General features: G+C 60.9%; 27 protein-coding genes. 7 read left to right on the forward strand and 20 right to left on the reverse strand.

What is annotated here, in order from left to right:
• The first annotated feature begins 45 nt into the window (after nucleotides 1-45).
• On the forward strand, nucleotides 46-1,368 hold the full coding sequence (locus tag PG5_RS19030) for a lytic murein transglycosylase (protein WP_033044787.1): 1,323 nt from the start codon (nucleotides 46-48) through the stop codon (nucleotides 1,366-1,368).
• A 110-nt stretch (nucleotides 1,369-1,478) separates the two neighbouring features.
• On the opposite strand, the gene PG5_RS19035 is transcribed toward PG5_RS19030, so the two are convergent.
• The 13 genes from PG5_RS19035 to PG5_RS19095 form a co-directional block, all read right to left on the reverse strand.
• Nucleotides 1,479-2,426: an LD-carboxypeptidase gene (locus PG5_RS19035; RefSeq protein ID WP_020798751.1), complete on the reverse strand. Its 948-nt coding sequence runs from the start codon at nucleotides 2,424-2,426 to the stop codon at nucleotides 1,479-1,481.
• Between the two features lie 170 nt (nucleotides 2,427-2,596).
• Complete coding sequence (lipA, locus tag PG5_RS19040) at nucleotides 2,597-3,595, reverse strand: lipoyl synthase (protein WP_162276382.1); 999 nt, start codon at nucleotides 3,593-3,595, stop codon at nucleotides 2,597-2,599.
• Between the two features lie 25 nt (nucleotides 3,596-3,620).
• Complete coding sequence (lipB, locus tag PG5_RS19045; protein WP_020798753.1) at nucleotides 3,621-4,268, reverse strand: lipoyl(octanoyl) transferase LipB; 648 nt, start codon at nucleotides 4,266-4,268, stop codon at nucleotides 3,621-3,623.
• Complete coding sequence (locus tag PG5_RS19050; protein WP_020798754.1) at nucleotides 4,268-4,543, reverse strand: DUF493 domain-containing protein; 276 nt, start codon at nucleotides 4,541-4,543, stop codon at nucleotides 4,268-4,270. Before PG5_RS19050 ends, lipB begins: the two co-directional genes overlap by 1 nt.
• 83 nt (nucleotides 4,544-4,626) lie before the next feature.
• The gene (locus tag PG5_RS19055; RefSeq protein ID WP_020798755.1) at nucleotides 4,627-5,784 is read right to left on the reverse strand and encodes a D-alanyl-D-alanine carboxypeptidase family protein; all 1,158 of its coding nucleotides are present in this window, start codon (nucleotides 5,782-5,784) and stop codon (nucleotides 4,627-4,629) included.
• 183 nt (nucleotides 5,785-5,967) lie between these two features.
• Nucleotides 5,968-6,978 carry a septal ring lytic transglycosylase RlpA family protein gene (locus PG5_RS19060; RefSeq protein ID WP_033044785.1) on the reverse strand — a complete coding sequence of 337 codons (1,011 nt, stop codon included), beginning with the start codon at nucleotides 6,976-6,978 and terminating at the stop codon, nucleotides 5,968-5,970.
• On the reverse strand, nucleotides 6,978-7,988 hold the full coding sequence (gene mltB, locus PG5_RS19065) for a lytic murein transglycosylase B (protein ID WP_020798757.1): 1,011 nt from the start codon (nucleotides 7,986-7,988) through the stop codon (nucleotides 6,978-6,980). Before mltB ends, PG5_RS19060 begins: the two co-directional genes overlap by 1 nt.
• A gap of 17 nt (nucleotides 7,989-8,005) precedes the next feature.
• Nucleotides 8,006-9,109: a rod shape-determining protein RodA gene (gene rodA, locus PG5_RS19070; RefSeq protein ID WP_050511646.1), complete on the reverse strand. Its 1,104-nt coding sequence runs from the start codon at nucleotides 9,107-9,109 to the stop codon at nucleotides 8,006-8,008.
• 31 nt (nucleotides 9,110-9,140) lie between these two features.
• On the reverse strand, nucleotides 9,141-11,036 hold the full coding sequence (mrdA, locus tag PG5_RS19075; protein ID WP_020798759.1) for a penicillin-binding protein 2: 1,896 nt from the start codon (nucleotides 11,034-11,036) through the stop codon (nucleotides 9,141-9,143).
• Nucleotides 11,037-11,046: 10 nt separating this feature from the next.
• Nucleotides 11,047-11,514, reverse strand: a complete 468-nt coding sequence (gene rlmH / locus PG5_RS19080) for a 23S rRNA (pseudouridine(1915)-N(3))-methyltransferase RlmH (protein WP_007937439.1) — start codon at nucleotides 11,512-11,514, stop codon at nucleotides 11,047-11,049.
• Between the two features lie 9 nt (nucleotides 11,515-11,523).
• Nucleotides 11,524-12,018: a ribosome silencing factor gene (rsfS, locus tag PG5_RS19085; RefSeq protein ID WP_020798760.1), complete on the reverse strand. Its 495-nt coding sequence runs from the start codon at nucleotides 12,016-12,018 to the stop codon at nucleotides 11,524-11,526.
• 73 nt (nucleotides 12,019-12,091) lie between these two features.
• Nucleotides 12,092-12,814 (reverse strand): nicotinate-nucleotide adenylyltransferase, encoded by a 723-nt coding sequence (gene nadD / locus PG5_RS19090; protein ID WP_033044782.1) that lies wholly within the window; start codon nucleotides 12,812-12,814, stop codon nucleotides 12,092-12,094.
• Complete coding sequence (locus tag PG5_RS19095) at nucleotides 12,783-14,054, reverse strand: glutamate-5-semialdehyde dehydrogenase (RefSeq protein WP_020798762.1); 1,272 nt, start codon at nucleotides 14,052-14,054, stop codon at nucleotides 12,783-12,785. The genes nadD and PG5_RS19095 overlap by 32 nt, the downstream gene beginning before the upstream one ends.
• 189 nt (nucleotides 14,055-14,243) lie before the next feature.
• Between PG5_RS19095 and PG5_RS19100 the strand changes: the two genes are divergently transcribed.
• Nucleotides 14,244-14,939, forward strand: a complete 696-nt coding sequence (locus tag PG5_RS19100; RefSeq protein WP_020798763.1) for a DNA-3-methyladenine glycosylase — start codon at nucleotides 14,244-14,246, stop codon at nucleotides 14,937-14,939.
• A 159-nt stretch (nucleotides 14,940-15,098) separates the two neighbouring features.
• A complete protein-coding gene (locus PG5_RS19105; protein WP_020798764.1) occupies nucleotides 15,099-16,415 on the forward strand; it encodes a bifunctional DedA family/phosphatase PAP2 family protein in 1,317 nt (438 codons plus the stop codon).
• Between the two features lie 93 nt (nucleotides 16,416-16,508).
• On the opposite strand, the gene PG5_RS19110 is transcribed toward PG5_RS19105, so the two are convergent.
• From PG5_RS19110 to PG5_RS19120, 3 genes are read right to left on the reverse strand one after another with little or no spacing between them, the layout of a single operon-like run.
• Nucleotides 16,509-17,099: an LON peptidase substrate-binding domain-containing protein gene (locus tag PG5_RS19110; protein WP_020798765.1), complete on the reverse strand. Its 591-nt coding sequence runs from the start codon at nucleotides 17,097-17,099 to the stop codon at nucleotides 16,509-16,511.
• Nucleotides 17,100-17,110: 11 nt separating this feature from the next.
• Nucleotides 17,111-17,827: an LrgB family protein gene (locus PG5_RS19115; protein WP_008065952.1), complete on the reverse strand. Its 717-nt coding sequence runs from the start codon at nucleotides 17,825-17,827 to the stop codon at nucleotides 17,111-17,113.
• Nucleotides 17,824-18,186, reverse strand: a complete 363-nt coding sequence (locus PG5_RS19120; protein ID WP_020798766.1) for a CidA/LrgA family protein — start codon at nucleotides 18,184-18,186, stop codon at nucleotides 17,824-17,826. Before PG5_RS19120 ends, PG5_RS19115 begins: the two co-directional genes overlap by 4 nt.
• 194 nt (nucleotides 18,187-18,380) lie before the next feature.
• Here PG5_RS19120 and PG5_RS19125 point away from each other — a divergent pair, with 194 nt between their 5' ends.
• From PG5_RS19125 to PG5_RS19135, 3 genes are all read left to right on the forward strand, one after another.
• Entirely contained in the window at nucleotides 18,381-18,836 is a 456-nt protein-coding gene (locus PG5_RS19125) for a MaoC family dehydratase (protein ID WP_020798767.1), read from the forward strand.
• Nucleotides 18,837-18,948: 112 nt separating this feature from the next.
• The gene (locus tag PG5_RS19130) at nucleotides 18,949-20,667 is read left to right on the forward strand and encodes a C13 family peptidase (RefSeq protein WP_020798768.1); all 1,719 of its coding nucleotides are present in this window, start codon (nucleotides 18,949-18,951) and stop codon (nucleotides 20,665-20,667) included.
• 27 nt (nucleotides 20,668-20,694) lie between these two features.
• Nucleotides 20,695-21,336: an oxidoreductase gene (locus PG5_RS19135; protein WP_033045415.1), complete on the forward strand. Its 642-nt coding sequence runs from the start codon at nucleotides 20,695-20,697 to the stop codon at nucleotides 21,334-21,336.
• 85 nt (nucleotides 21,337-21,421) lie between these two features.
• Here the strand turns inward: PG5_RS19135 and PG5_RS19140 are convergent, their stop codons facing one another.
• The 4 genes from PG5_RS19140 to PG5_RS19155 form a co-directional block, all read right to left on the reverse strand.
• Entirely contained in the window at nucleotides 21,422-21,706 is a 285-nt protein-coding gene (locus tag PG5_RS19140) for a YceK/YidQ family lipoprotein (RefSeq protein ID WP_020798770.1), read from the reverse strand.
• The gene (ubiX, locus tag PG5_RS19145) at nucleotides 21,699-22,331 is read right to left on the reverse strand and encodes a flavin prenyltransferase UbiX (protein ID WP_020798771.1); all 633 of its coding nucleotides are present in this window, start codon (nucleotides 22,329-22,331) and stop codon (nucleotides 21,699-21,701) included. Before ubiX ends, PG5_RS19140 begins: the two co-directional genes overlap by 8 nt.
• A complete protein-coding gene (mpl, locus tag PG5_RS19150) occupies nucleotides 22,328-23,677 on the reverse strand; it encodes a UDP-N-acetylmuramate:L-alanyl-gamma-D-glutamyl-meso-diaminopimelate ligase (RefSeq protein WP_020798772.1) in 1,350 nt (449 codons plus the stop codon). Before mpl ends, ubiX begins: the two co-directional genes overlap by 4 nt.
• Before the next feature lie 187 nt (nucleotides 23,678-23,864).
• Nucleotides 23,865-25,778 carry a sigma-54-dependent Fis family transcriptional regulator gene (locus tag PG5_RS19155; RefSeq protein ID WP_020798773.1) on the reverse strand — a complete coding sequence of 638 codons (1,914 nt, stop codon included), beginning with the start codon at nucleotides 25,776-25,778 and terminating at the stop codon, nucleotides 23,865-23,867.
• 386 nt (nucleotides 25,779-26,164) lie between these two features.
• Between PG5_RS19155 and PG5_RS19160 the strand changes: the two genes are divergently transcribed.
• Nucleotides 26,165-26,901: aldehyde dehydrogenase family protein (locus PG5_RS19160; RefSeq protein WP_042955501.1), on the forward strand; the 737-nt coding region annotated here is incomplete at its 3' end.

Below are 26,901 nucleotides of genomic sequence, written 5' to 3' on the forward strand. Positions count from 1 at the left end.
AACATGTTAAGGTCTGTACCTGATTCGTTTGCCCTGGACCCGTGCATGCCCCTTTGTCTTTCCCGTCGTTGGCAGTTTCGCCAATTGATTGCTGCCTCCAGCCTCATTTTGCTAGTCGCCTGCGCGGAAAAACCCACCGCCGCCGACGCCCAGCCAATTCAGACCCTCCCTGTCGCCACCGCTCCGGCAGTCACCGCGCCCGTGGTTCCGAGCGGTGAAAACCTCGACATCCAGCCAACCCAGACCTTTGCCGAATGGCAGGCGGGTTTTCGCAAGGACGCCCTGGCCGCCGGTATCAGTGCCGGCCTGTTCGACCGCGCCTTCGCCAATGTCAGCTTCGACCCGGCCGTGATCCGTGCCGACCGCAGCCAACCGGAATTCGCAAAACCGGTGTGGGAATACCTCGATGGCGCCCTGTCGCCGCTGCGCGTTCGCAAAGGCCAGGCATTGGTCGACCAGTACGCTGGCATCCTGCAAAGCATCGAACAACGCTACGGCGTCGACCGCCAGGCGCTGGTCGCGGTGTGGGGCATGGAAAGCAACTTCGGCCAGTTCCAGGGCAGCAAGTCGGTGATCAACTCCCTGGCAACCCTGGCCTACGAAGGCCGCCGCCCAGGCTTCGCTCACGCACAATTGATCGCCGCCCTGCAAATCCTCCAGCAAGGCGATATCGAACCCGACAAAATGCTGGGTTCCTGGGCGGGCGCCATGGGCCAGACCCAGTTCATCCCGACCACCTACAACACTCACGCCGTGGACTTTGATGGCGACGGTCGCCGCGATATCTGGGGCAGCGCCACCGACGCCCTGGCGTCGACCGCCCACTACCTGCAAAGCTCCGGCTGGCAAAAAGGCCAGCCGTGGGGCTTCGAAGTGCAGTTGCCGGGCAACTTCAACTACGTTCTCGCCGATGGTTCGATTCGCAAGAGCGTTGCCGAATGGCGGCAAATGGGCGTAGTGCTGCCAAACGGCGGCCAGTTCCCGGCAGGCTCCGAGCAATTGTCCGCGGCGCTGTTGTTGCCAGCAGGCTACCGCGGCCCGGCCTTCCTGGTGCTCGACAACTTCCGCGCGATTCTCAAGTACAACAACTCGTCGTCCTACGCCCTGGCGGTGAGCCTGCTGTCCGAGCGATTCAATGGCGCAGGGCTGATCAGCGGCACGTGGCCCAAGGATGATCTACCCCTGAGCCGCACCGAACGGATCGAACTGCAAAACCTGCTGAGTGCGCAGAACTACGATGCGGGCACTGCCGACGGGATCATTGGTGCCAACACCCGCAAGGCGATCCGTAGCGCCCAGCAGTCATTTGGCTGGCCGGCAGACGGGTATCCGACGCACAAATTGCTGGAAGGGTTGCGTAACCGCTAAAGCTTTATCGCTGTAGGAGCGAGCATGCTCGCGATGAACCCGAGAACACCGCGGGGTGTCAGATTTCCCGCATTATCGTTCACGACCATCGCGAGCATGCTCGCTCCTACCTACCGCCTTACGACATTCTGCTCCAGAAACAGTTGCTGGCTCCCCGCATCCAGCTTCACCAAAGCGCCCATCGGCAGAGTCAGGTTCGGATTGCAGTGCCCGCTGCGCCACCCGGCCAGTACCGGGATGCACAAGGGTTCCAGGGTCTGCCTGAGCAATCGGTCCAGGGCCTGGGCCTCTACCCCCGCTATATCACCTACCAGAACCCCACGCAGCTTGTGCAGCACGCCCGCGAGGCGTAGATGGGTCAGCAGCCGGTCGATGCGGTACAGCGGCTCGTTGATGTCTTCGATAAACAGGATGACACCTGCTGCATCGATCTCGTAAGGCGTGCCCATGGTTGCAGCAATCATCGACAGGTTGCCGCCCAGAAGGCGCCCATGGGCGACACCCGGCACGATCGTCGTCAAGGGCCGGCCAACCGGATGGGCAAGCACCATGCCGGCCCTGTACTGGCCCCTGAGCATGTTGAAGAAGGAGGACTCGGTCGGTGGTAGCCGCTCACCCAGCAGATCGGCATTGAGCAGCGGGCCATGGAAGGTTACGAAACCCGCATAACGGCTGATTGCCAGGTGCAGCGCGGTAATATCGCTGTAACCGATGAATGGCTTGGCGTTTTGGCGTAGCAGCGGGAAATCGATGCGATCAAGCAACCGCGGCGTACCGTAGCCACCGCGCAGGCAAATGATGGCATCGACCTCAGGGTCAGTGAACGCGGCGTGCAGGTCATTGAGTCGCACTTCGTCGCTGCCGGCAAGATAGCCGTCCTTTTCGAACACTCCGGGAAATATCCGCAGCGAATACCCACGAGCACGCATCCAGGCGATGGCTTTTTTAGTGTCCAGCGCGGCCGGACCTGCAGGCGCGATAACAGCGATCAGGCCTTGCATCGGCAAAGCCGGTACAGGCGTGTGAGGAAGCAGCGTCGGGTCAGGTCTTGCGTTCATCCATGGATCTCCCTGCGTGAAAACATCAAACACACATTAGTCAGGAACGTAGACAAACAGAAGCGGATCAAGCATCGCGCAGTCGCAGGAAAAGACTGATGTCGCTGTGGGACAGGCAAAAAAAGCCCGCAAGGCCGATTGAACGTTGCGGGCTGTTTTTCATGACCGAATCAGGACGACATCAACTCGGCCTTGACCAGCTTGGCCTGCTCGTCGGCGTGGTAGGAAGAGCGTACCAGCGGGCCGGAAGCAACGTTCTTGAAGCCCATCTTGTAACCTTCCTCGGCGAACCAGGCAAAGGTGTCCGGGTGCACGAAACGCTGCACCGGCAAGTGGCTGCGCGACGGTTGCAGGTATTGACCCAGGGTCAGCATGTCGATGTCGTGCTCGCGCATGCGCTTCATGACTTCGATGACTTCTTCATCCGTTTCACCCAGACCCAGCATCAAACCGGATTTGGTTGGGATATGCGGCATCATCTGCTTGAAGCGTTGCAGCAGGGTCAGCGACCACTGGTAGTCCGAACCCGGGCGCGCGGCCTTGTACAGGCGCGGCACGGTCTCCAGGTTGTGGTTGAACACATCCGGTGGCTCGGCGGCGGTGATTTCCAGGGCGATGTCCATGCGGCCACGGTAGTCCGGGACCAGGGTTTCGAGCTGCACGTTCGGCGACAGCTTGCGGATCTCGCGGATGCAATCGGCAAAGTGCTGGGCACCGCCATCACGCAGGTCGTCGCGGTCTACCGAGGTGATTACCACATATTTCAGTTTCAGGTCGGCAATGGCGATGGCCAGGCTTTCCGGCTCGTTGACGTCCAGTGGCTTCGGACGGCCGTGACCAACGTCACAGAACGGGCAACGACGGGTGCAGATGTCACCCATGATCATGAAAGTCGCGGTGCCGCCGGAGAAGCACTCGCCCAGGTTCGGGCAGGAGGCTTCTTCGCACACACTGTGCAACTTGTGTTTGCGCAGCAACGCCTTGATACGGTCGACTTCCGGCGAGACCGGAATACGCACACGAATCCAGTCAGGCTTCTTCGGCAGCTCGGTGGTCGGAATGATCTTTACCGGGATGCGTGCAACCTTCTCGGCGCCGCGCAGCTTGACGCCGGCTTCAACCTTGGGACGCGGGGCCGGGCGCTCAGTGACATCGAGCGTCGGGATCATGGTTTGCACTGCATCAGTAGTCATATCAGTCGATTCCGCCCGTGAGGGTCGTCTGCTCAGCATAGTCGAGGTGTTTGACGAGCTGCGCGCGCAGCCGGGCACTTACCTCGGCAAATTCAATCGATCCTGCGTGATCGCTCAGCTGGGTCATCGCCAGCCCGGCGTAGCCGCAGGGATTAATCCGTCGAAACGGTTCCAGGTCCATGTCCACGTTCAGGGCCAGCCCATGAAAGGAACAACCGTGGCGGATCCGCAGACCCAGGGAGGCGATTTTCGCGCCATTGACGTACACGCCCGGTGCATCGGGCTTGGCCGCCGCCGTCACACCGTAGCTGGCGAGCAACTCAATGAGGCATGACTCCATGCGAGTCACCAGGTCACGCACGCCGAACCCCAGCTTGCGCACATCCAGCAACAGGTAGGCCACCAACTGCCCGGGGCCGTGATACGTCACCTGGCCACCGCGATCAACCTGCACCACCGGGATATCTCCCGGCACCAGCAAGTGCTCGGCCTTGCCGGCTTGGCCCTGGGTGAAGACTGGCGGGTGCTCGACCAACCAGATCTCGTCGGCGGCATCGCTGCCACGTTCGTTGGTAAAGCGTTGCATGGCATGCCAGACCGGCTCGTAAGCCATCTGGCCAAGTTCGCGAAAGCCCAGCGTGCCGGACATCACAGCACCATGTGCACGAAACCGGTGGCCCGCAGTTCGCTGTTGATGTTGTACAGCTGGTCCTGGTCGGTCGCAACGATGTGCAACTGGATCGTGGTGTATTTGCCGTTGGTGCTCTGGCGTTCATCCACACGGTCATGGTTGATCGTCGCATGCTTCTTGACGATCGCAATGATCTTGTCTTTGTTGCCCACACCGGTATCGCTGATCACCTTAACCGGGTAATCAACGTTGGGGAATTCGATCTTAGGCGCCTTTACTTCGGTATCGGTCATGGCGTAACGGCCTCGTAAGCGTAAGCCGTGGCGACGACAAGGCCCCGCGCCGGATCAGCACGAGACCTTGCAGGAGCACACTATCAGTTGAACAAGCCGTAGAAGAATAGACGGATGCTATCCCACATGCGACGGAAGATACCACCCTCTTCGACGCCATCCAGAGCGATCAGGTCGGCGCTGTGCACCACCTTGTCTTCCAGCTTGACTTCGACTTTACCGATCACGTCGCCCTTGGCGATTGGCGCAACCAGTTGCGGGTTCATGGTCATGCTGGCGGCGAGCTTTTTCAGCTGGCCTTTCGGCAGGGTCATGGTCAGGTCTTCAGCCAGGCCGGCCTTGACTTGATTGGTGGAACCCTTCCAGACAGGCGCCTGGGCCAGCTCGGCACCTTTCTGATAGAAGGTCTGGGTTTCGAAGAAACGGAAACCGTAGGTCAGCAGTTTCTGGGTCTCGGCGGCGCGAGCCACTTCGCTGTTGGTGCCGAACACCACGGCGATCAGGCGCATGCCGTCACGCACGGCCGAAGACACCATGCAGTAGCCGGCTTCGTCGGTGTGGCCGGTTTTCAGGCCATCGACAGTCTTGTCGCGCCACAGCAACAGGTTGCGGTTCGGTTGCTTGATGCCGTTCCAGAAGAACTCTTTCTGCGAGTAGATCGCGTAGTGAGCCGGGTCTTCGTGAATGATCGCGCGGGCCAGCACTGCCATGTCGTGAGCCGACGAGTAGTGTTCCGGGTTCGGCAGGCCGGTCGGGTTCATGAAGTGGCTGTTGGTCATGCCCAGGTCGGCCACGGTCTTGTTCATCATGTCGGCAAACGCGTCTTCGCTGCCGGCGATGTGTTCGGCCAGTGCAACGCTGGCATCGTTACCCGACTGGATGATGATGCCGTGCAGCAGGTCGCTGACGGTCACTTGCGAGCCGACCTTGATGAACATCCGCGAACCGCCGGTACGCCAGGCATTTTCGCTGACGGTCACCGGATCGTTTTCACCGATCTGGCCACGACGGATTTCGAGGGTCGCGATGTACGCGGTCATCAGCTTGGTCAGGCTGGCTGGCGGCAGACGCTGGTCACCATTGTTCTCGACCAGCACGTTGCCGCTGCTGGCGTCCATGAGCACGTAGGCCTTGGCGGCCAGTTGCGGTGGCGACGGCATCATCTCGACCGCGAATGCGGCAGGCGAGAGGAGCAGCGGGACTAGAAGGCACAGGCGTTTGGCAAAGGTGGTGATGTTCATCCGTCTCTCGAAATCGCTAATGGAAACTGCCCGAAGGCAAAACTAATCAGATGACTTTCTAACGAGTCATCGCGTATTCAGCTGCTCACTCTGTAACCCTTGCCGGGCTTTTGTTCTTCATAGAGCCAACAACCTGGTCCACCCCCCAAAACCGCAGATGAACCGTCAATCAAGTTCTACGTATTACTCCGTCACAACGCTGGGCGAACCCAGGTTGGCCAGGCGCACGCTGTTCTGCACTTGCTGGATTTCACCCGGCGAACCGATCGGCCCCAGGCGCACTCGATGCAGTGTCTGTTGATTGCGCACGATCGAGCTGATGAACACCGGAGTTTTCACCATCCCGCTGAGCTTGGACCTCAGCAACTCGGCAGCGTCCGGGTTGGCGAACGCGCCCACCTGCAGATACTGGCCAGACGCTGGTGCAGAAGCGTTTTTTTTTGCATCGGCAAGTTGAACAGGGACGACTGCGGCGGCGTGCTGCTGCGGCGGAGGTGTCCATTGCTCGATGGTGCCGGCCGAAGCCGTAATGACCGGGGCGTTATTCTGCGCGACTTGCGGTTCGTTGAGCATTAAAGGCGCCGGACGGCCCTTGGCAGCCCACCATTGCTGCGGGTCGATGCCTTCGACCTTGACCCGCGCGGTGCCGGTTTCGGCGTAGCCGAGCTTCTTGGCGGCGGCGTACGACAGGTCGATGATCCGGTCCGAATAGAACGGGCCGCGGTCATTGACCCGCAGGATCACAGTCCTGTTGTTGTCCAGGTTGGTCACCCGGACGTAACTCGGCAACGGCAAGGTCTTGTGTGCGGCGCTCATGCCGTACAGGTCATAGACTTCGCCGTTTGCGGTGTTCTGGCCATGGAACTTGGTGCCGTACCAGGACGCCGTACCCGACTGTACGTACGTCTTGGACTCTTGCAACGGAAAATAGGTCTTGCCCAGTACCGAGTAAGGGGCGGCCTTGTACGGGCCGGTGTGCAGGGTTGGCGTGGCGTCCGGGATGCGTGAAACGTCGACGTCCCACCATGGCGCGCCATCCTTGTGGGCACGGTTGATGTCCAGCCCCGGCGCCGAGCGTACGGCGGTGGACGACTTCTGCGTTGGCGCACGACTGGTGGAACAACTGGCAACCAGCATAGCCAACGCGGCAAATGCCATCAGCTTCAGGGGTTTATTCATAGGCAATGCCCGCATTACTTGACGCCCCGTGCTTGGACCAGCTGTTCAGACAGTTGATGTACGGCCATGGCGTACATCACGCTGCGGTTATAACGCGTGATCGCGTAGAAATTCTTCAGGCCCATCCAGTATTCAGGGCCATTGTCGCCTTCCAGGCGGAAGGCGGTAACCGGCATATCATCGCGCAGCGCATCATGACTTGACCAGCCCAGGGCCCGCAACTCTCCAACGGTTTTAGTCGGCTCGATACCGGTGGTCAAACCTTCGTCCACCTGTTCGCCGCGCACATCGGCGCGGCTGACCACCGGTTCGCCGGCGACCCAGCCGTGTCGCTTGAAATAACTGGCAACGCTGCCGATGGCATCGTCCGGGTTGTTCCAGATATTGATGTGGCCGTCACTGTCGAAGTCCACCGCATAGGCGCGAAAGCTGCTGGGCATGAACTGCGGCAGGCCCATGGCACCGGCGTAGGAACCCTTGAGGGTCAGCGGGTCGACCTGCTCTTCCCGGGCCAGCAACAGGAATTCACGCAATTCCTTGCGGAAAAATTCGGCACGGGGAGGATAGTCGAAACCGAGGGTCGACAACGCGTCGATGACCCGGAAATTTCCGGTGTTACGGCCAAAAAACGTTTCAACGCCGATAATCGAGACAATCACCTGCGCCGGTACGCCGTATTCCTGTTCGGCACGGGCCAGCACTGCCTCATGCTGACGCCAGAAATCAACGCCACGGGCAATACGCGCATCGGTGATGAACATCGGCCGGTATTCGTTCCATTGCTTGACCCGCTCGGCGGGTTTCGAAATGGCGTCCAGGATCGATTGCTTGCGCTGCGCCTCGCGGAACACGCCCATCAATTGCTCACCGGCGAAGCCATAGTCGCGAGTCATCTCACCAACGAACTCGGCCACTTGGGGCGAGCCTTCGTAATCGCCTGCCACCGCCTGCTGCGCAGTACCAAGGATGCTTACCAGGCCGACCCATGGCGCGTATCGAGTCGCCCAGCCACGCATTACTTGCATTGAACTCTTCACCTTATTCAAACCTGCGCGATCCACTTGCGATGGGTATGGATCGACATCAAAACCCCAAACGCTGACAGCAGCGTCACCAGCGAAGTTCCTCCGTAGCTAATGAACGGCAACGGCACCCCCACCACCGGCAACAGGCCGCTGACCATACCGATGTTGACGAAAACATACACAAAAAATGTCATGGTCAAGGCGCCTGCCAGCAATTTGCCGAACAATGTCTGCGCCTGGGCGGTGATCACCAGCCCGCGACCGATCAACAGCAGGTAGATCAGCAACAGCGCGCAAATGCCCACCAGGCCGAACTCTTCGCCCAGCACCGCAATAATGAAGTCGGTGTGGCTTTCCGGCAGGAAATCCAGGTGTGACTGGGTGCCCAGCAACCAGCCCTTGCCGAACACGCCGCCGGAACCGATCGCGGCCTTGGACTGAATGATGTTCCAGCCGGTCCCCAGCGGATCACTTTCGGGATCGAGGAACGTCAGGATTCGCTGCTTCTGGTAGTCATGCATGATGAAGAACCACATGGCGATCGCCACGGGCACGGCGGCGGCCAGCACACTGAGAATCCAGCGCCAGCGCAAGCCGCCCATGAACAGAACGAAAGCGCCGCCCGCCAGGATCAGCAGCGACGTGCCGAGATCGGGCTGGCGCACGATCAGGATGAACGGCACGCCAATCAGCATCAGGCTGACACCCACGTGCTTGAGCTGCGGCGGCAGCGTGCGCTTGGACAGATACCAGGCGATGGTCGCCGGCATGAGGATCTTCATGAATTCCGAAGGCTGGAAGCGCACCACCCCTGGAATGTTGATCCAGCGTGTGGCCCCCATGGCGTTATGCCCCATGATGTCCACCACCAGCAACAACATCACCCCGACCACATAACCCAGCGGCACCCACCGCGCCATGAATCGCGGCTCGAACTGGGCGATGACGATCATCGACACCAGGCCGATACCGAACGAAGTGGCTTGCTTGGCCAGCAGGTCCCAGCTTTTGCCACTGGCCGAATACAGCACGAACAGGCTGCCGGCGGCGAGGGTCAGCAACAGGATCAGCAACGGTCCATCGATGTGCAGGCGCTGCAACAGCGTGGCACGGCGGCGCATCACATCCTCGCTGGAGAGCATGCGATCGAAATTATTCATCACGGGCGGTAGCCTCTGCGGTAGTAGGGCTGGCGTATTCGGCCTTGAGATGACCGTTCTGGTCCAGCAACCAGGCGTCCATGATTTGACGCACCACCGGCGCGGCCACGCCGGAGCCGGACTCACCGTTCTCGACCATCACCGAGACCACGATCTTCGGATCGTCGGCCGGCGCGAAGCCAACGAACAGGGCGTGGTCGCGATGACGTTCCTGGACCTTGGATCGGTCGTACTTCTCGCCCTGCTTGATCGCCACCACCTGGGCCGTACCACTCTTGCCGGCAATCCGGTATTGCGCGCCGATCGAGGCCTTGCGCGCGGTGCCTCGGGCACCGTGCATGACCTGTTGCATGCCATGGTTGACCCGCGTCCAGTCCGCCGGGTCACGCAGGATGATGTCCGGCATCGGGTTCTCATCCACCGGCTTCTCGCCTTCGATGGTCTTGGCCAGGTGCGGACGGTTCCATACGCCTTTGTTGGCCACCAGTGCCGTGGCCTGGGCCAACTGCAATGGCGTCGACTGCATGTAGCCCTGCCCGATCCCCAGAATCAACGTTTCACCCGGGAACCACGCTTGTCGGCGGGTCGCACGCTTCCATTCGCGGGTCGGCATCAGCCCTGGCGATTCTTCGAACATGTCCAGGGAGACTTTCTGGCCAATGCCGAACTTGGTCATGTACGCCGACAACCGATCGATCCCCAGCTTGTGGGCCAGGTCATAGAAGTACGTATCGTTGGAACGCATGATTGCCGTATCGAGGTCGACGAAGCCGTCGCCGGTACGGTTCCAGTTGCGGTATTTGTGGTCGTAGTTGGGCAGCATGTAGTAACCCGGGTCGAACACCCGCGATGAAGCAGTCACCACACCCGCATCCAGCCCCGCGATCGCAACGGCCGGCTTGATGGTCGAGCCCGGCGGGTACAGGCCACGCAGGACACGGTTGAACAGCGGTCGGTCGATGGAGTCGCGCAGCTCGGAATAGGCCTTGAAACTGATGCCGGTGACGAACAGGTTCGGGTCGAAACTCGGCTGGCTGACCATCGCCAGCACTTCGCCGGTTTTCGGATCCAGTGCCACTACCGCGCCACGACGACCACCGAGTGCAGCTTCGGCGGCTTCCTGCAGCTTGATGTCCAGGCTCAGGACGATGTCCTTGCCGGAAATCGGTTCGGTGCGCTTGAGCACTCGCAACACACGGCCGCGAGCGTTGGTCTCGACTTCCTCGTAACCCACCTGGCCATGCAATTGCGGCTCGTAGAAACGCTCGATGCCGGTTTTACCGATGTGGTGAGTGCCGCTGTAATTGACCGGATCAAGCGACTTCAACTCTTTCTCGTTGATCCGTCCCATGTACCCCACCGAGTGCGCAAAGTGCGCCCCCTGCGGATAGTGACGGACCAGCTGCGCGACCACTTCCACCCCGGGCAGGCGGAACTGGTTCACGGCAATCCGGGCGATCTGCTCTTCAGTCAATTCAAACAGGATCGGCACCGGCTCGAACGGCCGTCGCCCCTGGCGCATGCGCTTCTCGAAAATCACCCGGTCCTCGGGCGTCAGCTCCAGCACCTCGACGATTACATCGAGCACTTGCTGCCAGTCGCCGGAGCGCTCGCGGGTCATGCTCAGGCTGAAGCTGGGCCGGTTGTCGGCAATCACTACGCCGTTGCGGTCGAAAATCAACCCGCGAGTCGGCGGAATCGGCTGCACATGGACGCGGTTGTTTTCCGACAGGGTCGAGTGGTATTCGTACTGGATGACCTGCAGGAAATACAGGCGCGCAATCAGCACACCAATCAGCAGCACCACCGCAATAGCCCCGAACACGACGCGGCCACGCACCAGACGGGCGTCTTTTTCGTGGTCCTTGATGCGGATCGGTTGGGACATGAGGGCAGAACTACTTGTGGTAAGGGTGACCGGACAACACTGTCCAGGCACGATACAGCTGCTCGCCGATCAGGATTCGCACCAGCGGGTGCGGCAACGTCAGCGGTGATAGCGACCAGCGCTGATCGGCACGGGCGCAGACTTCCGGCGCCAACCCCTCAGGGCCGCCGACCATGAAATTTACCGTGCGCGAATCCAGCCGCCAGCGATCGAGCTCGACCGCCAGCTGCTCGGTGCTCCAGGGCTTGCCGTGGACTTCGAGGGTGACAACGCGCTCATTGGGCCCGACCTTGGCCAGCATGGCTTCGCCTTCCTGACGGATGAAGCGTGCCACGTCGGCGTTCTTGCCACGGGTATTGAGCGGTATTTCCACCAGTTCCAGCGCCAGCTCGGACGGAAGACGCTTGGCATATTCATGCCAGCCTTCTTCCACCCATTTGGGCATGCGTGAACCGACGGCGATCAGTCGCAGTCGCACAGCCGTTCCTTATTCCTGGTCTTTGTTGAGCTTGGTGAAATGCTCGTGACCAACTTCAGGGCTGTGGTGTTTGCCATCGGCGGCACGGCTCTGCTCGGCACCTTTCCACAAGCGCTCCAGGTCGTAGAACTGGCGGGCATTGGAGGTCATCATGTGGACGATCACGTCGTCCATGTCCAACAGGACCCAGTCGCTGTCACCCTTGCCTTCTTCACCCAGTGGCTTGATGCCCAGGGCCTTGACCGCTTCGCGGACCTTGTCCAGCATCGCGCCGATCTGGCGGTTGGAGGTACCGGTGGCGATGATCATGTAGTCGGTGATGCTCTGCTTGTCGCGAACGTCGATGACCAGCACGTCCTGGGCCTTGACGTCTTCCAGGGCAGCGACGGCGATCTTGACCAGCTCGTCGCCTTTTGGCGGCTCGGCTGCCAGGACCTTCTCAGGCAGCGGGGCGCTCTTGAACGTGCCTTTACGCTTAACTTTGTTTACGTCGTTGTTCGTCATATAAAACTCGTTTTGCTCGTATGTTCGGGCGCTTCAATACACGTTGTTGCCACGTGCCTTGAGGCACTCCTATTCAGTTCGACGCACGGTAAAGCCCGTGCGCATCGATGTAGGCCAGGACCGCGTCGGGCACCAGGAAACGTACCGACTTACCGCTGGCCAGCAGTTGACGGATCTGGGTGGCGGATACCGCGAGCGGCGTCTGCCAGACGAATGCAATCTGTCCGCTCGACCCTTTGAGGGCCAGCGGGTCGCTCACCGAGCGCGCTGCCAGCAGGTTGCGCAAGGCATCCGGCGGTTCGCTGTCGGCATCCGGGCGTTGCAACACCAGGATATGGCAATGCTGGAGCAACTCTTCCCAGCGGTGCCAAGTGGGCAGGCCGCAAAATGCGTCCCAACCCAAAAGCAGAAAAACCTGGGTCTCGGCGGGCATTTCGGCGCGCATCGACTCCAGGGTATCAATGGTGTAGGACGGCTTGTCCCGCTGCAATTCGCGGGCGTCTACCACCAACGGTGCCACTCCGGCTACCGCGCACTTGACCATCGCCAGCCGGTCCTTGGCCGATACCTGCGGCGTACCCCGGTGGGGCGGCCGCGCATTTGGCGTCAGGCGCAGTTCATCGAGCGCCAGGGTTTCGGCGACTTCCAGCGCACCACGCAAATGGCCGATGTGCACCGGGTCGAAGGTCCCGCCCAGTACACCGATGCGTCTGGGTCGAGGCGCGCTGGCGGTTACCGGGGCTGACGGGTCGAAGTCGCCCAAGTCAGGCCGGCTCCTGTCCGCGCAACTGGCCATCACCCACTACCACGTACTTCTCGCAGGTCAAACCTTCGAGACCGACCGGGCCGCGGGCGTGCAGCTTATCAGTAGAAATGCCGATCTCGGCACCCAATCCGTATTCAAAGCCATCGGCGAAGCAGGTCGGGGTGTTGATCATCACCGACGAAGAATCGACTTCAGCCACGAAACGCCGGGTGTCGCCCTGGTGTTCGCTGACAATCGAATCGGTGTGATGGGATCCGTAATGGTTAATGTGCTCGATGGCCTGGTCAAGCCCATCGACCACGCGGATCGACAGGATAGGCGCCAGATACTCGGTGCTCCAGTCCTCTTGCGTGGCCGGCAGGGCATCGATGATTGCCCGGGAGCGTTCGCAGCCGCGCAGTTCGACGCCTTTTTCGCGGAACTGGGCAGCCATCGCCGGTAAGAAATCTTTCGCAACGGTTTGATCGACCAGCAGCGTTTCCATAGCACCACAGATGCCATAACGGTAGGTTTTGGCGTTGAATGCGATGCGCTGGGCCTTCGCCAGATCGGCGTGCTCGCCCACGTAGACGTGGCAGATACCGTCCAGATGCTTGATCACCGGCACTCGAGCGTCACGACTGACGCGCTCGATCAGGCCACGGCCACCACGGGGCACGATGACGTCGACGAACTCAGGCATGCTGATCAGCGCGCCGACGGCAGCGCGATCGGTGGTTTCGACCACTTGCACCACGGCGGCCGGCAGATCGGCCTCGGCCAGGCCGCGCTGGATGCAGGCGGCGATGGCACGATTGGAATGAATGGCTTCGGAGCCGCCGCGCAGGATGGTCGCGTTGCCGGACTTCAGGCACAGGCTGGCGGCATCGATGGTCACGTTCGGTCGCGATTCGTAGATGATCCCGATCACGCCCAGCGGCACGCGCATCTTGCCCACCTGGATACCCGACGGACGATAGCTCATATCGCGGATCGCACCGACCGGGTCGGGCAGCGCCGCGACCTGTCGCAGACCCACGATCATGCCGTCGATTCGCGCCGGGGTCAGCGCCAGGCGCTCGAGCAGGGCCGGTTCCAGACCATTGGCGCGGCCAGCCGCCAAGTCCAGCTCATTGGCAGCGGTCAATTCGCCGCGGGCAGCATCCAGCGCATTGGCAGCGGCCTGCAACGCGCGGTTCTTCTGCGCGGTACTGGCACGGCCGATGACGCGGGAAGCCTCGCGGGCGGCGCGACCCAAACGGGTCATGTAGTCAAGAACGGACTCAGTCATGGTCTGGAGTGGTCTTTGATTAGGTCTTGGTAAAGAGTAAAGCGGCAGATTATAGCTGTCGCGTCCGCCGACTAACAGCGGTGACGGGCGGATGGTCGAAATCGAGGGCAATTTGCCGACGTTCAGCCGGGATTAAGCAGCAAATTGTTATCATCACGACTCACTCAGCCTTGATAAACGCTGCCCACCATGTCCAACTTGCCTGTTCATGTGTCCTCCGCGAGCCTGCCCAAGGGCCTCCCAGACGCGTTTTTCGACCGCGACGCGCAAATTCTCGCCCGCGACTTGCTGGGCAAAGTCATTCGTCATCGGGTCGGTGATCTGTGGCTCAGCGCGCGGATCATCGAGACAGAAGCCTACTATTGCGCAGAAAAAGGCAGCCACGCCTCCCTCGGCTATACGGAAAAGCGTAAGGCTTTATTTCTGGATGGCGGGCACATCTATATGTATTACGCCCGCGGAGGTGACTCGCTGAACTTCAGCGCCCAGGGCCCGGGTAACGCAGTGCTGATCAAGTCCGCCTACCCTTGGGTCGATGAACTGAGCGGACCTTCGAGCCTGGCGCAGATGCTGCTGAACAACCCCGACGCCCAGGGCCGCCCTCGCCCGTCGCAAAAGCTTTGCGCGGGGCAAACGCTGCTGTGCAAGGCCCTGGGCCTGAAAGTGCCGGTCTGGGACGCCAAGCGCTTCGACCATGAGGTGCTGCTGGTGGAAGACGTCGGCCAGACGCCCGCCCATGTTATCCAGGCCACGCGCCTGGGCATTCCCCATGGGCGCGACGACCACCTGATGTACCGCTTCGTTGACGCGGCCTATGCCGCCTATTGCACGCGGAACCCGCTGCGGCGGGGCCAGGTCGAAGGTCGCGACTACATCCTGCTGTGAGCCCGGTCCCTGTAGGAGCTGCCGCAGGCTGCGATCTTTTGCTTTTAAAGGGTCAAGATCAAAAGATCGCAGCCTGCGGCAGCTCCTACAGAGGTTTGTGGTGTTGTGTAGATTTTGTTCGCCCGCCAAGGGCCACTTGAATTCAATGGAGTTGTTTTTATGGGCCCATGGCTCGATAGCGTGACCGGTTGGTTGACGGTCAACCCGCAATGGTTGGCGGCAGCGGTATTCATCGTGGCCTTTGTTGAATGCCTGGCGATTGCCGGCCTGATCGTGCCGGGCACGGTATTGCTGTTCGCCGTGGCGGTACTGGCCGGCAGCGGCGCGCTGTCGCTGAGTGAAACATTGCTACTGGGGTTTCTCGCCGGCGTGCTGGGCGACACGGTCTCGTATTTCCTCGGCCGGCACTTCCATCAGAACATCCGGCGCCTGCCCGGCTTGCGTCATCACCCGGAATGGATCGCCGGGGCCGAGGCGTATTTCCAGCGCTATGGCATCGCCAGTTTGCTGGTCGGACGCTTCATCGGCCCCTTGCGCCCCATGTTGCCGATGGTCGCCGGGATGTTCGACATGCCATTCCCACGGTTCTTTGCGGTCAGCCTGCTAGCCGGTGCGGGTTGGTCAGTGGCGTACCTGCTACCGGGATGGGCCACGGGCGCGGCGATTCGCCTGCCACTGCCCGAAGGCTTCTGGCCTGAAGCCGGCATCGTCGCCGGCAGCATTACACTCATGATCGGGCTTAGCGCCACCAGCAGCCTGCGCCGCCATCGCAAGGCCACGGTGTTCATTGCCGGCATGAGCTTGCTGATTCTGGCGGGCCTGTTTATCGGCTATCCGCATCTGAATGCACTCGACCAAGGCGTGATGACCCTGGTGCAGGAACACCGCAGCCCGATGCTCGATGAAGTGGCGGTGGTCTTCACCCTCATCGGCGAATTCCGCAACATGCTGATCTTCAGCGCCTTGCTGGTGGTGCTGCTGCTGGTTACACGGCAATGGCGCCAGCTGATCTTCGCCACCACCACCCTGCTTTGCACCGCCCTGGGCAACACCCTGACCAAACACTTCTTTGCCCGCCTGCGCCCCGAAGTATTGAGCGACCCGCTGACCAGCTACAGCATGCCCAGCGGCCACGCCTCCGGGTCATTCGCGCTGTTCCTGACCCTCGCCGTACTGGCCGGCCGCGGACAACCCCCGCGCATGCGCCTGACCTGGCTGTTGGTGGCGTGCCTGCCGGCGCTGGCAATTTCCCTGTCGCGGGTTTACCTCGGCGCACACTGGCCGACAGATGTGCTGGCAGGAGCGATGCTGGCATCGTGCGTCTGCGCCGCGAGCCTGTGGCTCAGCCAGCGCCAGACCTCGCTGAACGCCATGCCGCCAAAAGTCTGGTGGCTGGTGCTGCCGTCACTGGTGGCATTGTTCGGGTTCTTCGTATTGAGGCATTTGCCACATACGATGTTGCGGTACGCGTATTAGCCAAAAGCAAAAGATCGCAGCCTGCGGCAGCTCCTACAGAATGCATACCAAATTCATGTAGGAGCTGCCGCAGGCTGCGATCTTTTGGCCGCGTCAGGCGAACAACTCGCCCTGCAACTCATCCAGCAACGCCTGAATCGCATCCAGCCGCTGCTGCGGATCATCGAGTTGCAACAGATCGATCTTGTCCTCTTCGGCGAAGGGCAACAGGTACGCCAACTGGTTGGCCAGTGATTGCTGGCCCGCCGCTTCGGTACCCATGTTCAGCGCTTCGACCATCGGGTGTTCGGCCAGGGCCTTGAGCAAGGCCACCAGGTCGGCATCTTCGTCCTGCAGGGGTTGCTCGGGCTCGTCTTCCAGCCATTCGACCTCGGCCAGGATCAGTTGGTCGCGCTGGACTTCGGTAGACAACACTTTGAACCGTCGCCCGCCCTCGACCCGAATACCCAGCAGGCCGTTGTCCTGCTGCTGAAAATCGGTGATACGCGCTTCACAACCGACCATGGCAAAGCCCTGCGGCGCGATACCGACTTCACTTCCCTCAAGGATGCACACCACGCCAAAGCCGCCGCCCTGTTTCATGCAGCGACCGATCATGTCCAGGTAACGCGCCTCGAAGATCTGCAGGTCGAGGATGCAACCAGGAAACAACACCGTGTTCAGCGGAAAAAGCGGCAGACTCATAGACATATTCCTTACACCACCATCGACACCGCCAACGGCAGGAATACCGCCGTGGCCACGCCCATCAAACTCATCGCCAGCGCCGCGAAGGCGCCGCATTCGTCACTTTCCTGCATCGCTACCGCAGTGCCCACCGCGTGGGCGGTCATGCCCAGTGCCATGCCGCGAGCCTCTGGACTGTGGACACCGAGCCGGGTCAACAGACTCGGACCGAAGATAGCCCCGATCACTCCGGTGATCAAAACGAACACCGCCGCCAGCGCGGCGACACCACCAATCTGCTCGGCCACCAGCATGGCGATAGGCGATGTTACCGATTTCGGCGCCATGGTCATCAGGATCATGTGTTCGGCGCCGAACCACCAGCCCAACAGCACCCCCATGCATGTGGCGACCACACCACCTATCACCAGCGTAGTAAATATCGGCCAGAACAACTGTCGAATCCGCCGCAGATTGAGGTAAAGCGGCACCGCCAGCGCGACCGTCGCGGGGCCGAGCAGAATACTCAGGATCTCAGTGCTCTTGCGGTACTCGGCGTAGGTCAGGCCGCAGCCCACCAGCACACCGATCACCAGCAACATGGAGACCAGCACGGGCTGCAAAAAGATCCAGCGGGTTTTCTCGAACGCTGCCAGTACCAGCTGATAGGCACCGAGCGTGATGCCGATACCAAACAACGGATGATGAATCACTGACGTCCAGGCGCCGTGCCAGTCAAGGATCATTGGCCGTCCCCAGGATGAACATGGCGCTTGACCATGCGCTGCATGAGGACTCCGGCGAACGCCATCGACAGCAACAATGACAACACCAGCGCGCCGACAATCGCCCAGAAATCGGCGGCGATGTCCGCGGCGTACACCATCACCCCCACCGCCGGTGGCACCAGCAGTAACGGCAGGTAGCGCAGCAGGCTGCTGGCTGCAAGGTTCAACGGCTCGCCGACCTGGCCACGACCGATCAGAAATATCAGTAACAGCAGCAGACCGATAATCGGCCCCGGCAGGAAGGGTAAAAACAAATGGTTGGTCGCGGTGCCGAGCAATTGGAACAGCACCAGCCAGGTCAGGCCACGTAACAACATCAATGATCCCCCGCAAAATCCGTCACCCGCATTGGCCGACGCATTATAAGCACGCTTGCGCTATGGATCGGCATTCGCCATAAGCATGGTCAGTTGACCGCAGCGTTTTGCCATGGTGATCTAAAGTGGTAATCCGGGAGGTCAAATCCCCCCACCTAAAAACTATAAAACCGATGAACCCAAGGAGAGTCTCAATGCCCTTTGTACCTGCTGCAGAGCTCAAAGATTATGTCGGCAAGGAACTCGGATGTTCCGAATGGCTCACCATCGATCAGGAACGCATCAACCTGTTCGCCGAAGCCACAGGGGACTTCCAGTTCATCCATGTCGACCCGGCCAAAGCCGCGCAAACGCCGTTTGGCAGCACCATCGCCCATGGTTTCCTTTCGCTGTCGCTGATTCCAAAATTGATGGAAGACATCCTCGTCATGCCCGAAGGCTTGAAGATGGTGGTCAACTACGGCCTGGATAGCGTGCGTTTCATTCAGCCGGTCAAGGTCGACTCGAAGGTGCGCCTCAAGGTCGAACTGTCCGAGGTCACCGAGAAAAAACCCGGCCAATTGCTGCTCAAGGCCATCGCCACACTGGAAATCGAAGGCATGGAGAAACCGGCGTACGTCGCCGAATCCCTGTCACTCTGCTTCGTGTAAGCCCTGCCGGTGCGAAGCAGCACACGCTGTTTCGCACCAGATGCTTTTCTACCGGCTGTATATGGACACATGGCTGCGGCATACTCGGTCGCCTAATTGCCCGGAACCCGCTATGCGCCCACTTGCACTCCTCGCCTTGACCCTGATGCTCACCGCTTGCGGCGACGGCGAATCGCTATTGCCCGCGGACGCCCGCCTGCCGGACGGCGGACGCTATCGCGGAGACCTGGTCAACGGATTGCTGCAGGGCCAGGGCCGTATCGATTACCCGAACGGCAGCTGGTACGCCGGCGAGTTCGACCAGGGCCAATGGCATGGCCAGGGTGAGTGGCATGGCAGCAATGGCGAGGCTTATCGCGGCCAGTTCAAGCAAGGCCTGTTTGACGGCCAGGGAACCCTGACCACCAACGCCGGCAGCTACAACGGCGGTTTCAAGCTGGGCCGTCGCGACGGCGAAGGCACCCTCAAAGAAAACGGCATGATCTACCGTGGCGAATTCAAGGCCGATCAATTTTCAGGGCTCGGTCGCCTGGAACTCGAAGATGGCAGTGCATACCAGGGCCAGTTCGCCCACGGCAAGCCCAACGGCGAGGGCCAGCGCAGCGACGGCAGCGGCAATCAATTCACCGGACACTTCGTCGACGGTCAGCTGGAAGGTAACGGAACCTTCAACAGTGCCGAAGGTGACATCTATGTCGGCGCGTTCAAAAACAACCAATTGCACGGCAAGGGCCGTTATGAAAATGCCGATGGCGACGTCTGGCTGGGTCAATTCAAGGAAGGCTCGCTCAACGGCAAGGGCGAATTGATCGGCGCCGACGGCAGCCACTACATCGGCCACTTCAATGACTGGCGCTTCAGCGGCCAAGGTCGCTTGAACCTGGCCGACGGTAGTTTCTACACCGGCCAATTCGACAACGACACTTATTCCGGACGCGGCACCCTGGTCCTCACCGACGGCGCCGTACTCAGTGGCACCTGGATCAACGGCCAGCGCGTGCGCGACGCCGAAGGCAAATTACTGCCAGACACCCTCGAGCTCGGTCTGCTGGCCCAGGGACGCTTGCTCGAAGAAGCGTTTACCAACGTTCCAGCCTCAACCCCGGCGGTGGAGCTTTACACCCTGACCCTTGGCGGCGATGGCAAGCAGAGTGTTTTCCTGCGTGAATCGGACTATGTCGCGAACATGCTCACCAGCCGTTTCGGTGCCTATGGCCAAATCCGCCTGGTGAACCATCGCGACCACCTCGGCGACCGGCCGATGGCCACCCGCGAGAACCTGAGGCGCTCCGCCGTGACGCTGGCCGAACGCAGTGGCCCGGAAGACCTGATTTTCATCTACCTGACCAGTCACGGCACCAGCGAGCACGAACTGGTGCTCGACCAGCCGCGCATGGAACTGGCGGATCTGCCGGCCGACGAGCTTGCCGCCGTCCTGGCCCCACTGAAAAACCGCGACAAGATCATCGTGATTTCGTCCTGCTACTCCGGCGGTTTCATCCCCGCCCTGAAAGACGAACGCACCCTGATCATGACCGCCTCGCGTGCTGACCGCGTGTCTTTCGGCTGTTCCGAAGAAGCCAACTTCACCTACTTCGGCGATGCCCTGTTTGCCCGGGCACTGAACCAGACCGATGACTTGGAACAAGCCTTCAAACTGGCCAAGGCCACCGTCGCCGAGCGCGAGCTGACAGACAATTTCGAAGCCTCCGAACCGCAGATCTGGGCGCCTAGAACCGTGCTCTCGCACTGGCAACTGTTACGCAAGCAGCAGGCAAGAAAAGCCCTGCAAAGTGTTTCCATTGACAACAAGGACGCAAAGAACAACTAAGCTGAACAGTATCAAGGGAGAAACACTATGTACTTGACGCCTCAGCACGTGTTGCTTGCCGGAGCCACCGGATTAACCGGTGAACACTTACTTGATCGCTTGCTCAACGAGCCAACGATATCGCGAGTATTGGCCCCTTCACGCCGGCCACTGGCCGAGCATCCCCACTTGGAAAATCCGGTGGGCGACCCCTCTGAGTTTCTGCCGCAGTTGAACGGCCGCGTTGACATCGCCTACTGCTGCCTGGGCACTACCATCAAACAGGCCGGCTCGGAGGAGGCGTTTCGCGCGGTGGACCTGGACATGGTGGTGGCTTTCGCCAAACGTGCCCGGGAGATGGGCGCCCGGCACCTGATCGTGATCAGCGCCCTGGGGGCCGATCGCAGATCCTCGATTTTCTACAACCGGGTCAAAGGCGAGATGGAACATGCATTGCGCGCGCAGAATTGGCCACAGTTGACCATCTGCCGTCCATCGTTGCTGCTGGGCGAACGCACTGAACCACGCCTGGGCGAGCAGTTCGCCGGGCCTTTGTCAAAACTGATTCCCGGCAAATACCGAGGCATAGAAGCCTGCCAACTGGCCCGCGCCATGTGGCGCCTCGCTCTGGAGGAGCAGGATGGGGTGCGGATTGTCGAGTCGGATGAGTTGAGGAAGTTGGGCAAGTAAATCAAAAGATCGCAGCCTGCGGCAGCTCCTACAGGGTGTACACACTCCCAATGTAGGAGCTGCCGCAGGCTGCGATCTTTTGTCTTTACAGTCCACCCGTTGCCTGAAAGCTGACCCCGATCACAGTCAGCAGCGACAACGGCAACAGCAGCGTGTCGAGCAACGCGCTGGCCGGCAGATCTACACCCGGATAGCTCGGTGCCTCGGCACCAAAACGGTCCATCGCGCAACAACCGCCATTGAGCGCATACCAATCCAGCCGCGTCCCGGAGTAGACCACTGGCGCTCCCGGCTTGGCAGCATCCAGCGTACGCGCCGTGGCACATCCCGCCAGCTGTAGCGCCAGCACAATCACCAGCAGCTTATTCATCGCTGCTCAGATGATATTCACCCCAACGCGGCAGCATGTCCTGGGGAATGCTCAGCAGATTGAGGATCCGCGCCACGACGAAATCGATCAGGTCGTCGATGGTTTGTGGTTGATGATAAAACCCCGGCGATGCCGGCAAAATCGTCACACCCATGTTCGACAGCTTGAGCATGTGCTCCAGGTGAATGCTCGAATAAGGCGCTTCACGCGGCACCAGGATCAACTGGCGGCGCTCCTTGAGCGTCACATCGGCAGCACGTTCGATCAGGTTGTTGCAGGCGCCCGTGGCGATGGCCGACAACGTCCCGGTCGAGCATGGCACCACCACCATCGCCGCTGGCGCGCCCGAGCCCGAAGCCACCGGCGACATCCAGTCTTCCTTGCCGTAGACCCGAATCTGCCCGGCGGCAGCCCCGGTGTATTCAGTGAGGAAGGCTTGCATCGCCTGTGGCTTGGGCGGCAACGTGACGTCGGTTTCGGTGGCCATCACCAATTGCGCGGCCTTGGAAATCAGAAAGTGCACTTCGCGGTCTTCGCGCACAAGGCAATCGAGCAGGCGCAAGCCGTACTGGGCGCCGGAAGCGCCGGTCATCGCCAGCGTGATGCGATCGGGACCGTTGCTCATTTGAGCGCCTCGGCCAGCTTGCCGTGCAGGCCGCCGAAGCCGCCGTTGCTCATGATCACCACGTGGGTGCCTGGCTGGGCCTGGCTCTTGACCCGCTCAATGATGCCTTCCAGCGAGTCGCTGACTATCGACGGTACCGTGCACAGTGCGGCGGTACCTGCCAGATCCCAGCCGAGATTGGCCGGTGCATACCAGATCACCTGGTCGGCATCGACCACGCTCTCTGGCAAGCCGTCACGGTGCGCGCCAAGCTTCATGGAGTTGGAGCGAGGCTCGATGATCGCAATCAACGGCGCATCGCCAATGCGCTTGCGCAGGCCGTCGAGCGTGGTGGCAATGGCCGTCGGATGGTGGGCGAAGTCGTCATAGATGGTGATGCCACGCACCTCGGCGACTTTTTCCATCCGGCGTTTCACGCTCTTGAACGCGCTCAAGGCGGCAATGCCCAGGGCCGGCGCCACGCCAACATGGCGCGCCGCGGCCAACGTGGCCAATGCGTTGGCCACGTTGTGCTGGCCGGTCATGTCCCACTCGACCACGCCTTGAGCGACGCCTTCGAACATCACTTCGAACTGCGAGCCATCGTCGCTGAGCAGCTTGACCTGCCATTGCCCGCCCGCACCGGTGGTTTGCACCGGGGTCCAGCAACCCATCTCGATGACGCGCAGCAAGGCCGGCTCGGTGGTCGGATGAATCACCAGGCCTTCGCTCGGGATGGTCCGCACTAAATGATGGAACTGCCGCTCGATCGCCGGCAGATCCGGGAAGATATCGGCGTGGTCGAACTCCAGGTTGTTCAGGATTGCCGTGCGCGGACGGTAGTGAACGAACTTGGAGCGCTTGTCGAAAAACGCGCTGTCGTATTCATCGGCTTCGATCACGAAAAACGGCGTGTCGCCCAGGCGTGCCGACACCGAGAAGTTTTGCGGTACACCGCCGATCAGGAAACCCGGGCTCATGCCTGCGTGCTCCAGCACCCAGGCGAGCATGCTGCTGGTGGTGGTCTTGCCATGCGTACCGGCTACCGCCAGTACCCAGCGACCTTGCAGCACGTGGTCGGCCAGCCATTGCGGGCCGGAGACATAAGGCAGGCCTTTGTTCAGCACGTACTCGACCGCCGGGTTGCCTCGCGACATGGCGTTGCCGATGACCACCAGATCAGGCGCCGGGTCCAGTTGCGCCGGGTCGTAGCCCTGGGTCAACTCGATGCCCTGTGCCTCGAGTTGAGTGCTCATCGGCGGGTAGACGTTGGCATCGGAGCCGGTCACGTGATGGCCGAGCTCTTTGGCCAGGACTGCCATCGAACCCATGAAAGTGCCGCAGATACCCAGAATATGAATGTGCATAGTCGACCTCGTAAAACATGGCCGCAGGTTAGCTTAGGGGGGAAAAATTCGCACCTTTGTTTCGTCCTCAATGACGCCATTCGCGAGCAGGCTCGCTCCCACAGTAGATCTGGGTCAGCCCCCGAATTGTGGGTTCAACCCAACATCCTGTGGGAGCGAGCCTGCTCGCGAATGGACACGCCGCGGATTACCGGGCGATGCCGTGCTTGCGAAGTTTTCGATACAGGGTATTGCGGCTGACTCCCAGCTGTTCAGCCGTATTCGTCATATGCCAGCGCGTATGCTCCAGCGCATTCAACAGCGCCAGGCGCTCGGCATCCTCCAGTGGATGCTCGCAAGGCTGTTCAATTTTCGGCATGACCACTTGCCGTGCCTGACGAATCATCGCCGGCAGATCCTCAAGCGCGATTCGTCCGCCGTCACACAATGCCGCCAGCGTGCGCAACACATTGCGCATCTGTCGCACGTTGCCCGGCCAGGCAAATCCCAACAACACCTCACGCGCCGGCCCGTCGATCAATACGGTTTCCCCACGCGCCTCTTCGGCCAGCAAGTAGTCGAGCAACTGCGATTTATCACTACGCTCGCGTAACGCTGGCAACGCGACTTCCAAGCCATTGAGGCGGTAATACAGATCCTCGCGAAAACTGCCGTTCTGCACCCTTTCCAGCAGGTTGCGGTGCGTGGCACTGATGATTCGCACATTGACCGATTCCGGCTCGCCACCGATCGGCACCACTTGCCGATCTTCCAGCACGCGCAACAAACGGGTCTGCAAGGCCAGGGGCATGTCGCCGATTTCATCGAGGAACAACGTCCCGCCGTCGGCCTGCTGCAGCTTGCCGCGCATGCCCTCCTTGCGTGCACCGGTGAAGCTGCCGCCGCGGTAACCGAACAGCTCGCTCTCGATCAGGCTTTCGGGGATGGCCGCACAGTTGAGGGCGACGAAGGCTTTTTCCGCGCGCTGGCTGGCTTGGTGCACGGCCTTGGCAAAGGCTTCCTTGCCCGAACCGGTTTCGCCGTTGATCAGCAATGGCACGTCCCGTTCGTACACACGCAGGGCCTTGCGGAAATCCGCCTGCAAGATCGGATCACCCAGGCAGATGCCCGACAACTGCGGGCGCTCTTCAGCCACCGGCCCCTGCACCAGCGGCACCGGAACTTTTCGCGCTTGCCCGCGTAACACGGCGAACAGATGGCGTCCGTCCCGGGTACGCAGCGGCCAGCTCGCGCTGGCATTGACGCTCGCGCGGCCGAGCAGTTCGTCCAGCGAGCAGTCGAAAAATGCCTCCACCGGCTTGCCCAACAAACCGCCACGGATATGCCCCAGCAGGTTCAGTGCACTCTGATTGACCGCGCAGATCCGCCCTTCGCCGTCGAACGCCAGCAGCCCTTCGCTGAACAAGCCGACGGACTCGGCCTGCAGATGAAAACGCAGCAGCCATTGATTATCGAAACAACGCAGGAAATAGCAGCTCTCGATCATCTTCGCCGACAGATTGACCAAAGCCATGGTATGGAACTGACTTTGCCGCGATACCTCGTGCCGGGCGGAAGACACGTCGAGTACGGCTAGCAGCTCGCCGTGCGGATCGAATACCGGGCTCGCCGAGCAGGTCAGGCCGGTATGCCGCCCGCGAAAATGTTCGTCCTGATGAATGGTCAGCGACTGGCGCTCCACCAGGCAGGTGCCGATGCCATTGGTGCCTTCACAGGCCTCGCTCCAGTCGGCACCCAGCCAGAGGCCGGCACGTTCGAAAATCTTGCGTTCGGCCGGCGCCGTCACGCAATTGAGGATCACGCCGCGAGCATCGGTCAACAGCACGGCATGGCCGGCACCGGAGAGCTGCTGATGCAGACTGGTCATTTCATTGCCGGCGATGTGTAGCACTTGCTGCAAGCGTTCGCGACTTTCCAGCACGCGGCCATGTTCCAGCACCGTCGGCGCCATGTTCAAGGCCGGGTCGAGGTGGTAGTCCTCGAGGCAGCGCAGCCAGGAACGGGCGATCGACGGGTCGCTGCCAGGGCCGTGCAGGTGAGCTTTGCCCTGGGTCACGGTCAACACTTGCTGGGCATGGCGACTCAAATGGTTGTCGTGCATTTCTTATTATTCTCCCCCCGAAAGGTTCACGTTCCCTGTAGGAGCTGCCGCAGGCTGCGATCTTTTGATCTTGATCTTAAAAAAATCAAAAGATCGCAGCCTGCGGCAGCTCCTACAGGGTGATGCAGCGTCTGAGCATCCTCCAGCCTGGGCCGCATTGCAACGCTGGCAAGACCGTTCAGTCACAGGCCGCACCAGAAGCGGTACAAAGTGTCACAGGGACTGTACCGAAAGCGTCACAGGCGCCTCCCGCCCGTCCGACAAAAATCGCGCAAGGTCTTGATTTACCTGACCTGCAAGGCGGTGGCCCGGCCTTTGCTCTACGCTTAAAGCAAGCGCACATGCGCGTCTTCCTTATAAGCACAAGAACCCAAGGAGAAACCATCATGCGTTACGCTCACCCCGGTACTGAAGGCGCTATCGTTTCGTTCAAGAGCAAATATGGAAATTACATCGGCGGCGAGTTCGTCGCGCCTGTCAAAGGTCAGTACTTCACCAATACCTCGCCAGTAAATGGCCAACCGATTGCCGAATTCCCGCGCTCCACGGCTGAAGACATCGACAAAGCCCTGGACGCCGCCCACGCGGCCGCCGATGCCTGGGGCGCCACGTCTGCCCAGGCGCGTTCGCTGGTACTGCTGAAAATCGCCGACCGTATCGAGCAGAACCTGGAACTGTTGGCAATCACCGAATCCTGGGACAACGGCAAGGCCGTGCGCGAAACCCTCAACGCCGATATCCCGCTGGCCGCCGACCATTTCCGCTACTTCGCCGGCTGCATCCGCGCCCAGGAAGGCAGCGCTGCCGAAATCGATGGCAACACCGTGGCCTATCACATCCATGAACCCCTGGGCGTGGTCGGGCAGATCATCCCGTGGAACTTCCCGATCCTGATGGCCGCCTGGAAACTCGCCCCGGCCCTGGCCGCCGGTAACTGCGTGGTGCTCAAGCCTGCCGAACAAACCCCGCTGGGCATCACCGTGCTGGTCGAGCTGATCGGCGACCTGTTGCCACCCGGCGTGCTGAACATCGTGCAGGGCTTCGGCAAAGAAGCCGGCGAAGCCCTGGCCACCAGCAAGCGCATTGCCAAGATCGCCTTCACCGGCTCGACCCCGGTCGGCTC

The organism is Pseudomonas sp. G5(2012), from assembly GCF_000408945.1.
GTDB lineage: Bacteria > Pseudomonadota > Gammaproteobacteria > Pseudomonadales > Pseudomonadaceae > Aquipseudomonas > Aquipseudomonas umsongensis.

Bases quoted from the DNA above. Each gene is read 5' to 3' on its own strand.
- PG5_RS19140 (WP_020798770.1), bottom strand. From the start codon at position 21,706: ATGAATAAGCTGCTGGTGATTGTGCTGGCGCTACAGCTGGCGGGATGT.
- PG5_RS19030 (WP_033044787.1), top strand. From the start codon at position 46: ATGCCCCTTTGTCTTTCCCGTCGTTGGCAGTTTCGCCAATTGATTGCT.
- mrdA (WP_020798759.1), bottom strand. From the start codon at position 11,036: ATGTCCCAACCGATCCGCATCAAGGACCACGAAAAAGACGCCCGTCTG.
- PG5_RS19035 (WP_020798751.1), bottom strand. From the start codon at position 2,426: ATGAACGCAAGACCTGACCCGACGCTGCTTCCTCACACGCCTGTACCG.
- rsfS (WP_020798760.1), bottom strand. From the start codon at position 12,018: ATGACGAACAACGACGTAAACAAAGTTAAGCGTAAAGGCACGTTCAAG.
- PG5_RS19155 (WP_020798773.1), bottom strand. From the start codon at position 25,778: ATGCACGACAACCATTTGAGTCGCCATGCCCAGCAAGTGTTGACCGTG.
- PG5_RS19130 (WP_020798768.1), top strand. From the start codon at position 18,949: ATGCGCCCACTTGCACTCCTCGCCTTGACCCTGATGCTCACCGCTTGC.
- PG5_RS19055 (WP_020798755.1), bottom strand. From the start codon at position 5,784: ATGAACATCACCACCTTTGCCAAACGCCTGTGCCTTCTAGTCCCGCTG.
- PG5_RS19100 (WP_020798763.1), top strand. From the start codon at position 14,244: ATGTCCAACTTGCCTGTTCATGTGTCCTCCGCGAGCCTGCCCAAGGGC.
- PG5_RS19095 (WP_020798762.1), bottom strand. From the start codon at position 14,054: ATGACTGAGTCCGTTCTTGACTACATGACCCGTTTGGGTCGCGCCGCC.
- PG5_RS19125 (WP_020798767.1), top strand. From the start codon at position 18,381: ATGCCCTTTGTACCTGCTGCAGAGCTCAAAGATTATGTCGGCAAGGAA.
- PG5_RS19135 (WP_033045415.1), top strand. From the start codon at position 20,695: ATGTACTTGACGCCTCAGCACGTGTTGCTTGCCGGAGCCACCGGATTA.
- PG5_RS19110 (WP_020798765.1), bottom strand. From the start codon at position 17,099: ATGAGTCTGCCGCTTTTTCCGCTGAACACGGTGTTGTTTCCTGGTTGC.
- PG5_RS19105 (WP_020798764.1), top strand. From the start codon at position 15,099: ATGGGCCCATGGCTCGATAGCGTGACCGGTTGGTTGACGGTCAACCCG.
- rodA (WP_050511646.1), bottom strand. From the start codon at position 9,109: ATGCGCCGCCGTGCCACGCTGTTGCAGCGCCTGCACATCGATGGACCG.
- PG5_RS19060 (WP_033044785.1), bottom strand. From the start codon at position 6,978: ATGCGGGCATTGCCTATGAATAAACCCCTGAAGCTGATGGCATTTGCC.
- lipA (WP_162276382.1), bottom strand. From the start codon at position 3,595: ATGATCCCGACGCTCGATGTCACTGAGCGCCCGGCCCCGCGTCCCAAG.
- mltB (WP_020798757.1), bottom strand. From the start codon at position 7,988: ATGCAAGTAATGCGTGGCTGGGCGACTCGATACGCGCCATGGGTCGGC.
- PG5_RS19115 (WP_008065952.1), bottom strand. From the start codon at position 17,827: ATGATCCTTGACTGGCACGGCGCCTGGACGTCAGTGATTCATCATCCG.
- mpl (WP_020798772.1), bottom strand. From the start codon at position 23,677: ATGCACATTCATATTCTGGGTATCTGCGGCACTTTCATGGGTTCGATG.
- PG5_RS19120 (WP_020798766.1), bottom strand. From the start codon at position 18,186: ATGTTGTTACGTGGCCTGACCTGGCTGGTGCTGTTCCAATTGCTCGGC.
- nadD (WP_033044782.1), bottom strand. From the start codon at position 12,814: ATGGCCAGTTGCGCGGACAGGAGCCGGCCTGACTTGGGCGACTTCGAC.
- lipB (WP_020798753.1), bottom strand. From the start codon at position 4,268: ATGTCCGGCACGCTGGGCTTTCGCGAACTTGGCCAGATGGCTTACGAG.
- PG5_RS19050 (WP_020798754.1), bottom strand. From the start codon at position 4,543: ATGACCGATACCGAAGTAAAGGCGCCTAAGATCGAATTCCCCAACGTT.
- ubiX (WP_020798771.1), bottom strand. From the start codon at position 22,331: ATGAGCAACGGTCCCGATCGCATCACGCTGGCGATGACCGGCGCTTCC.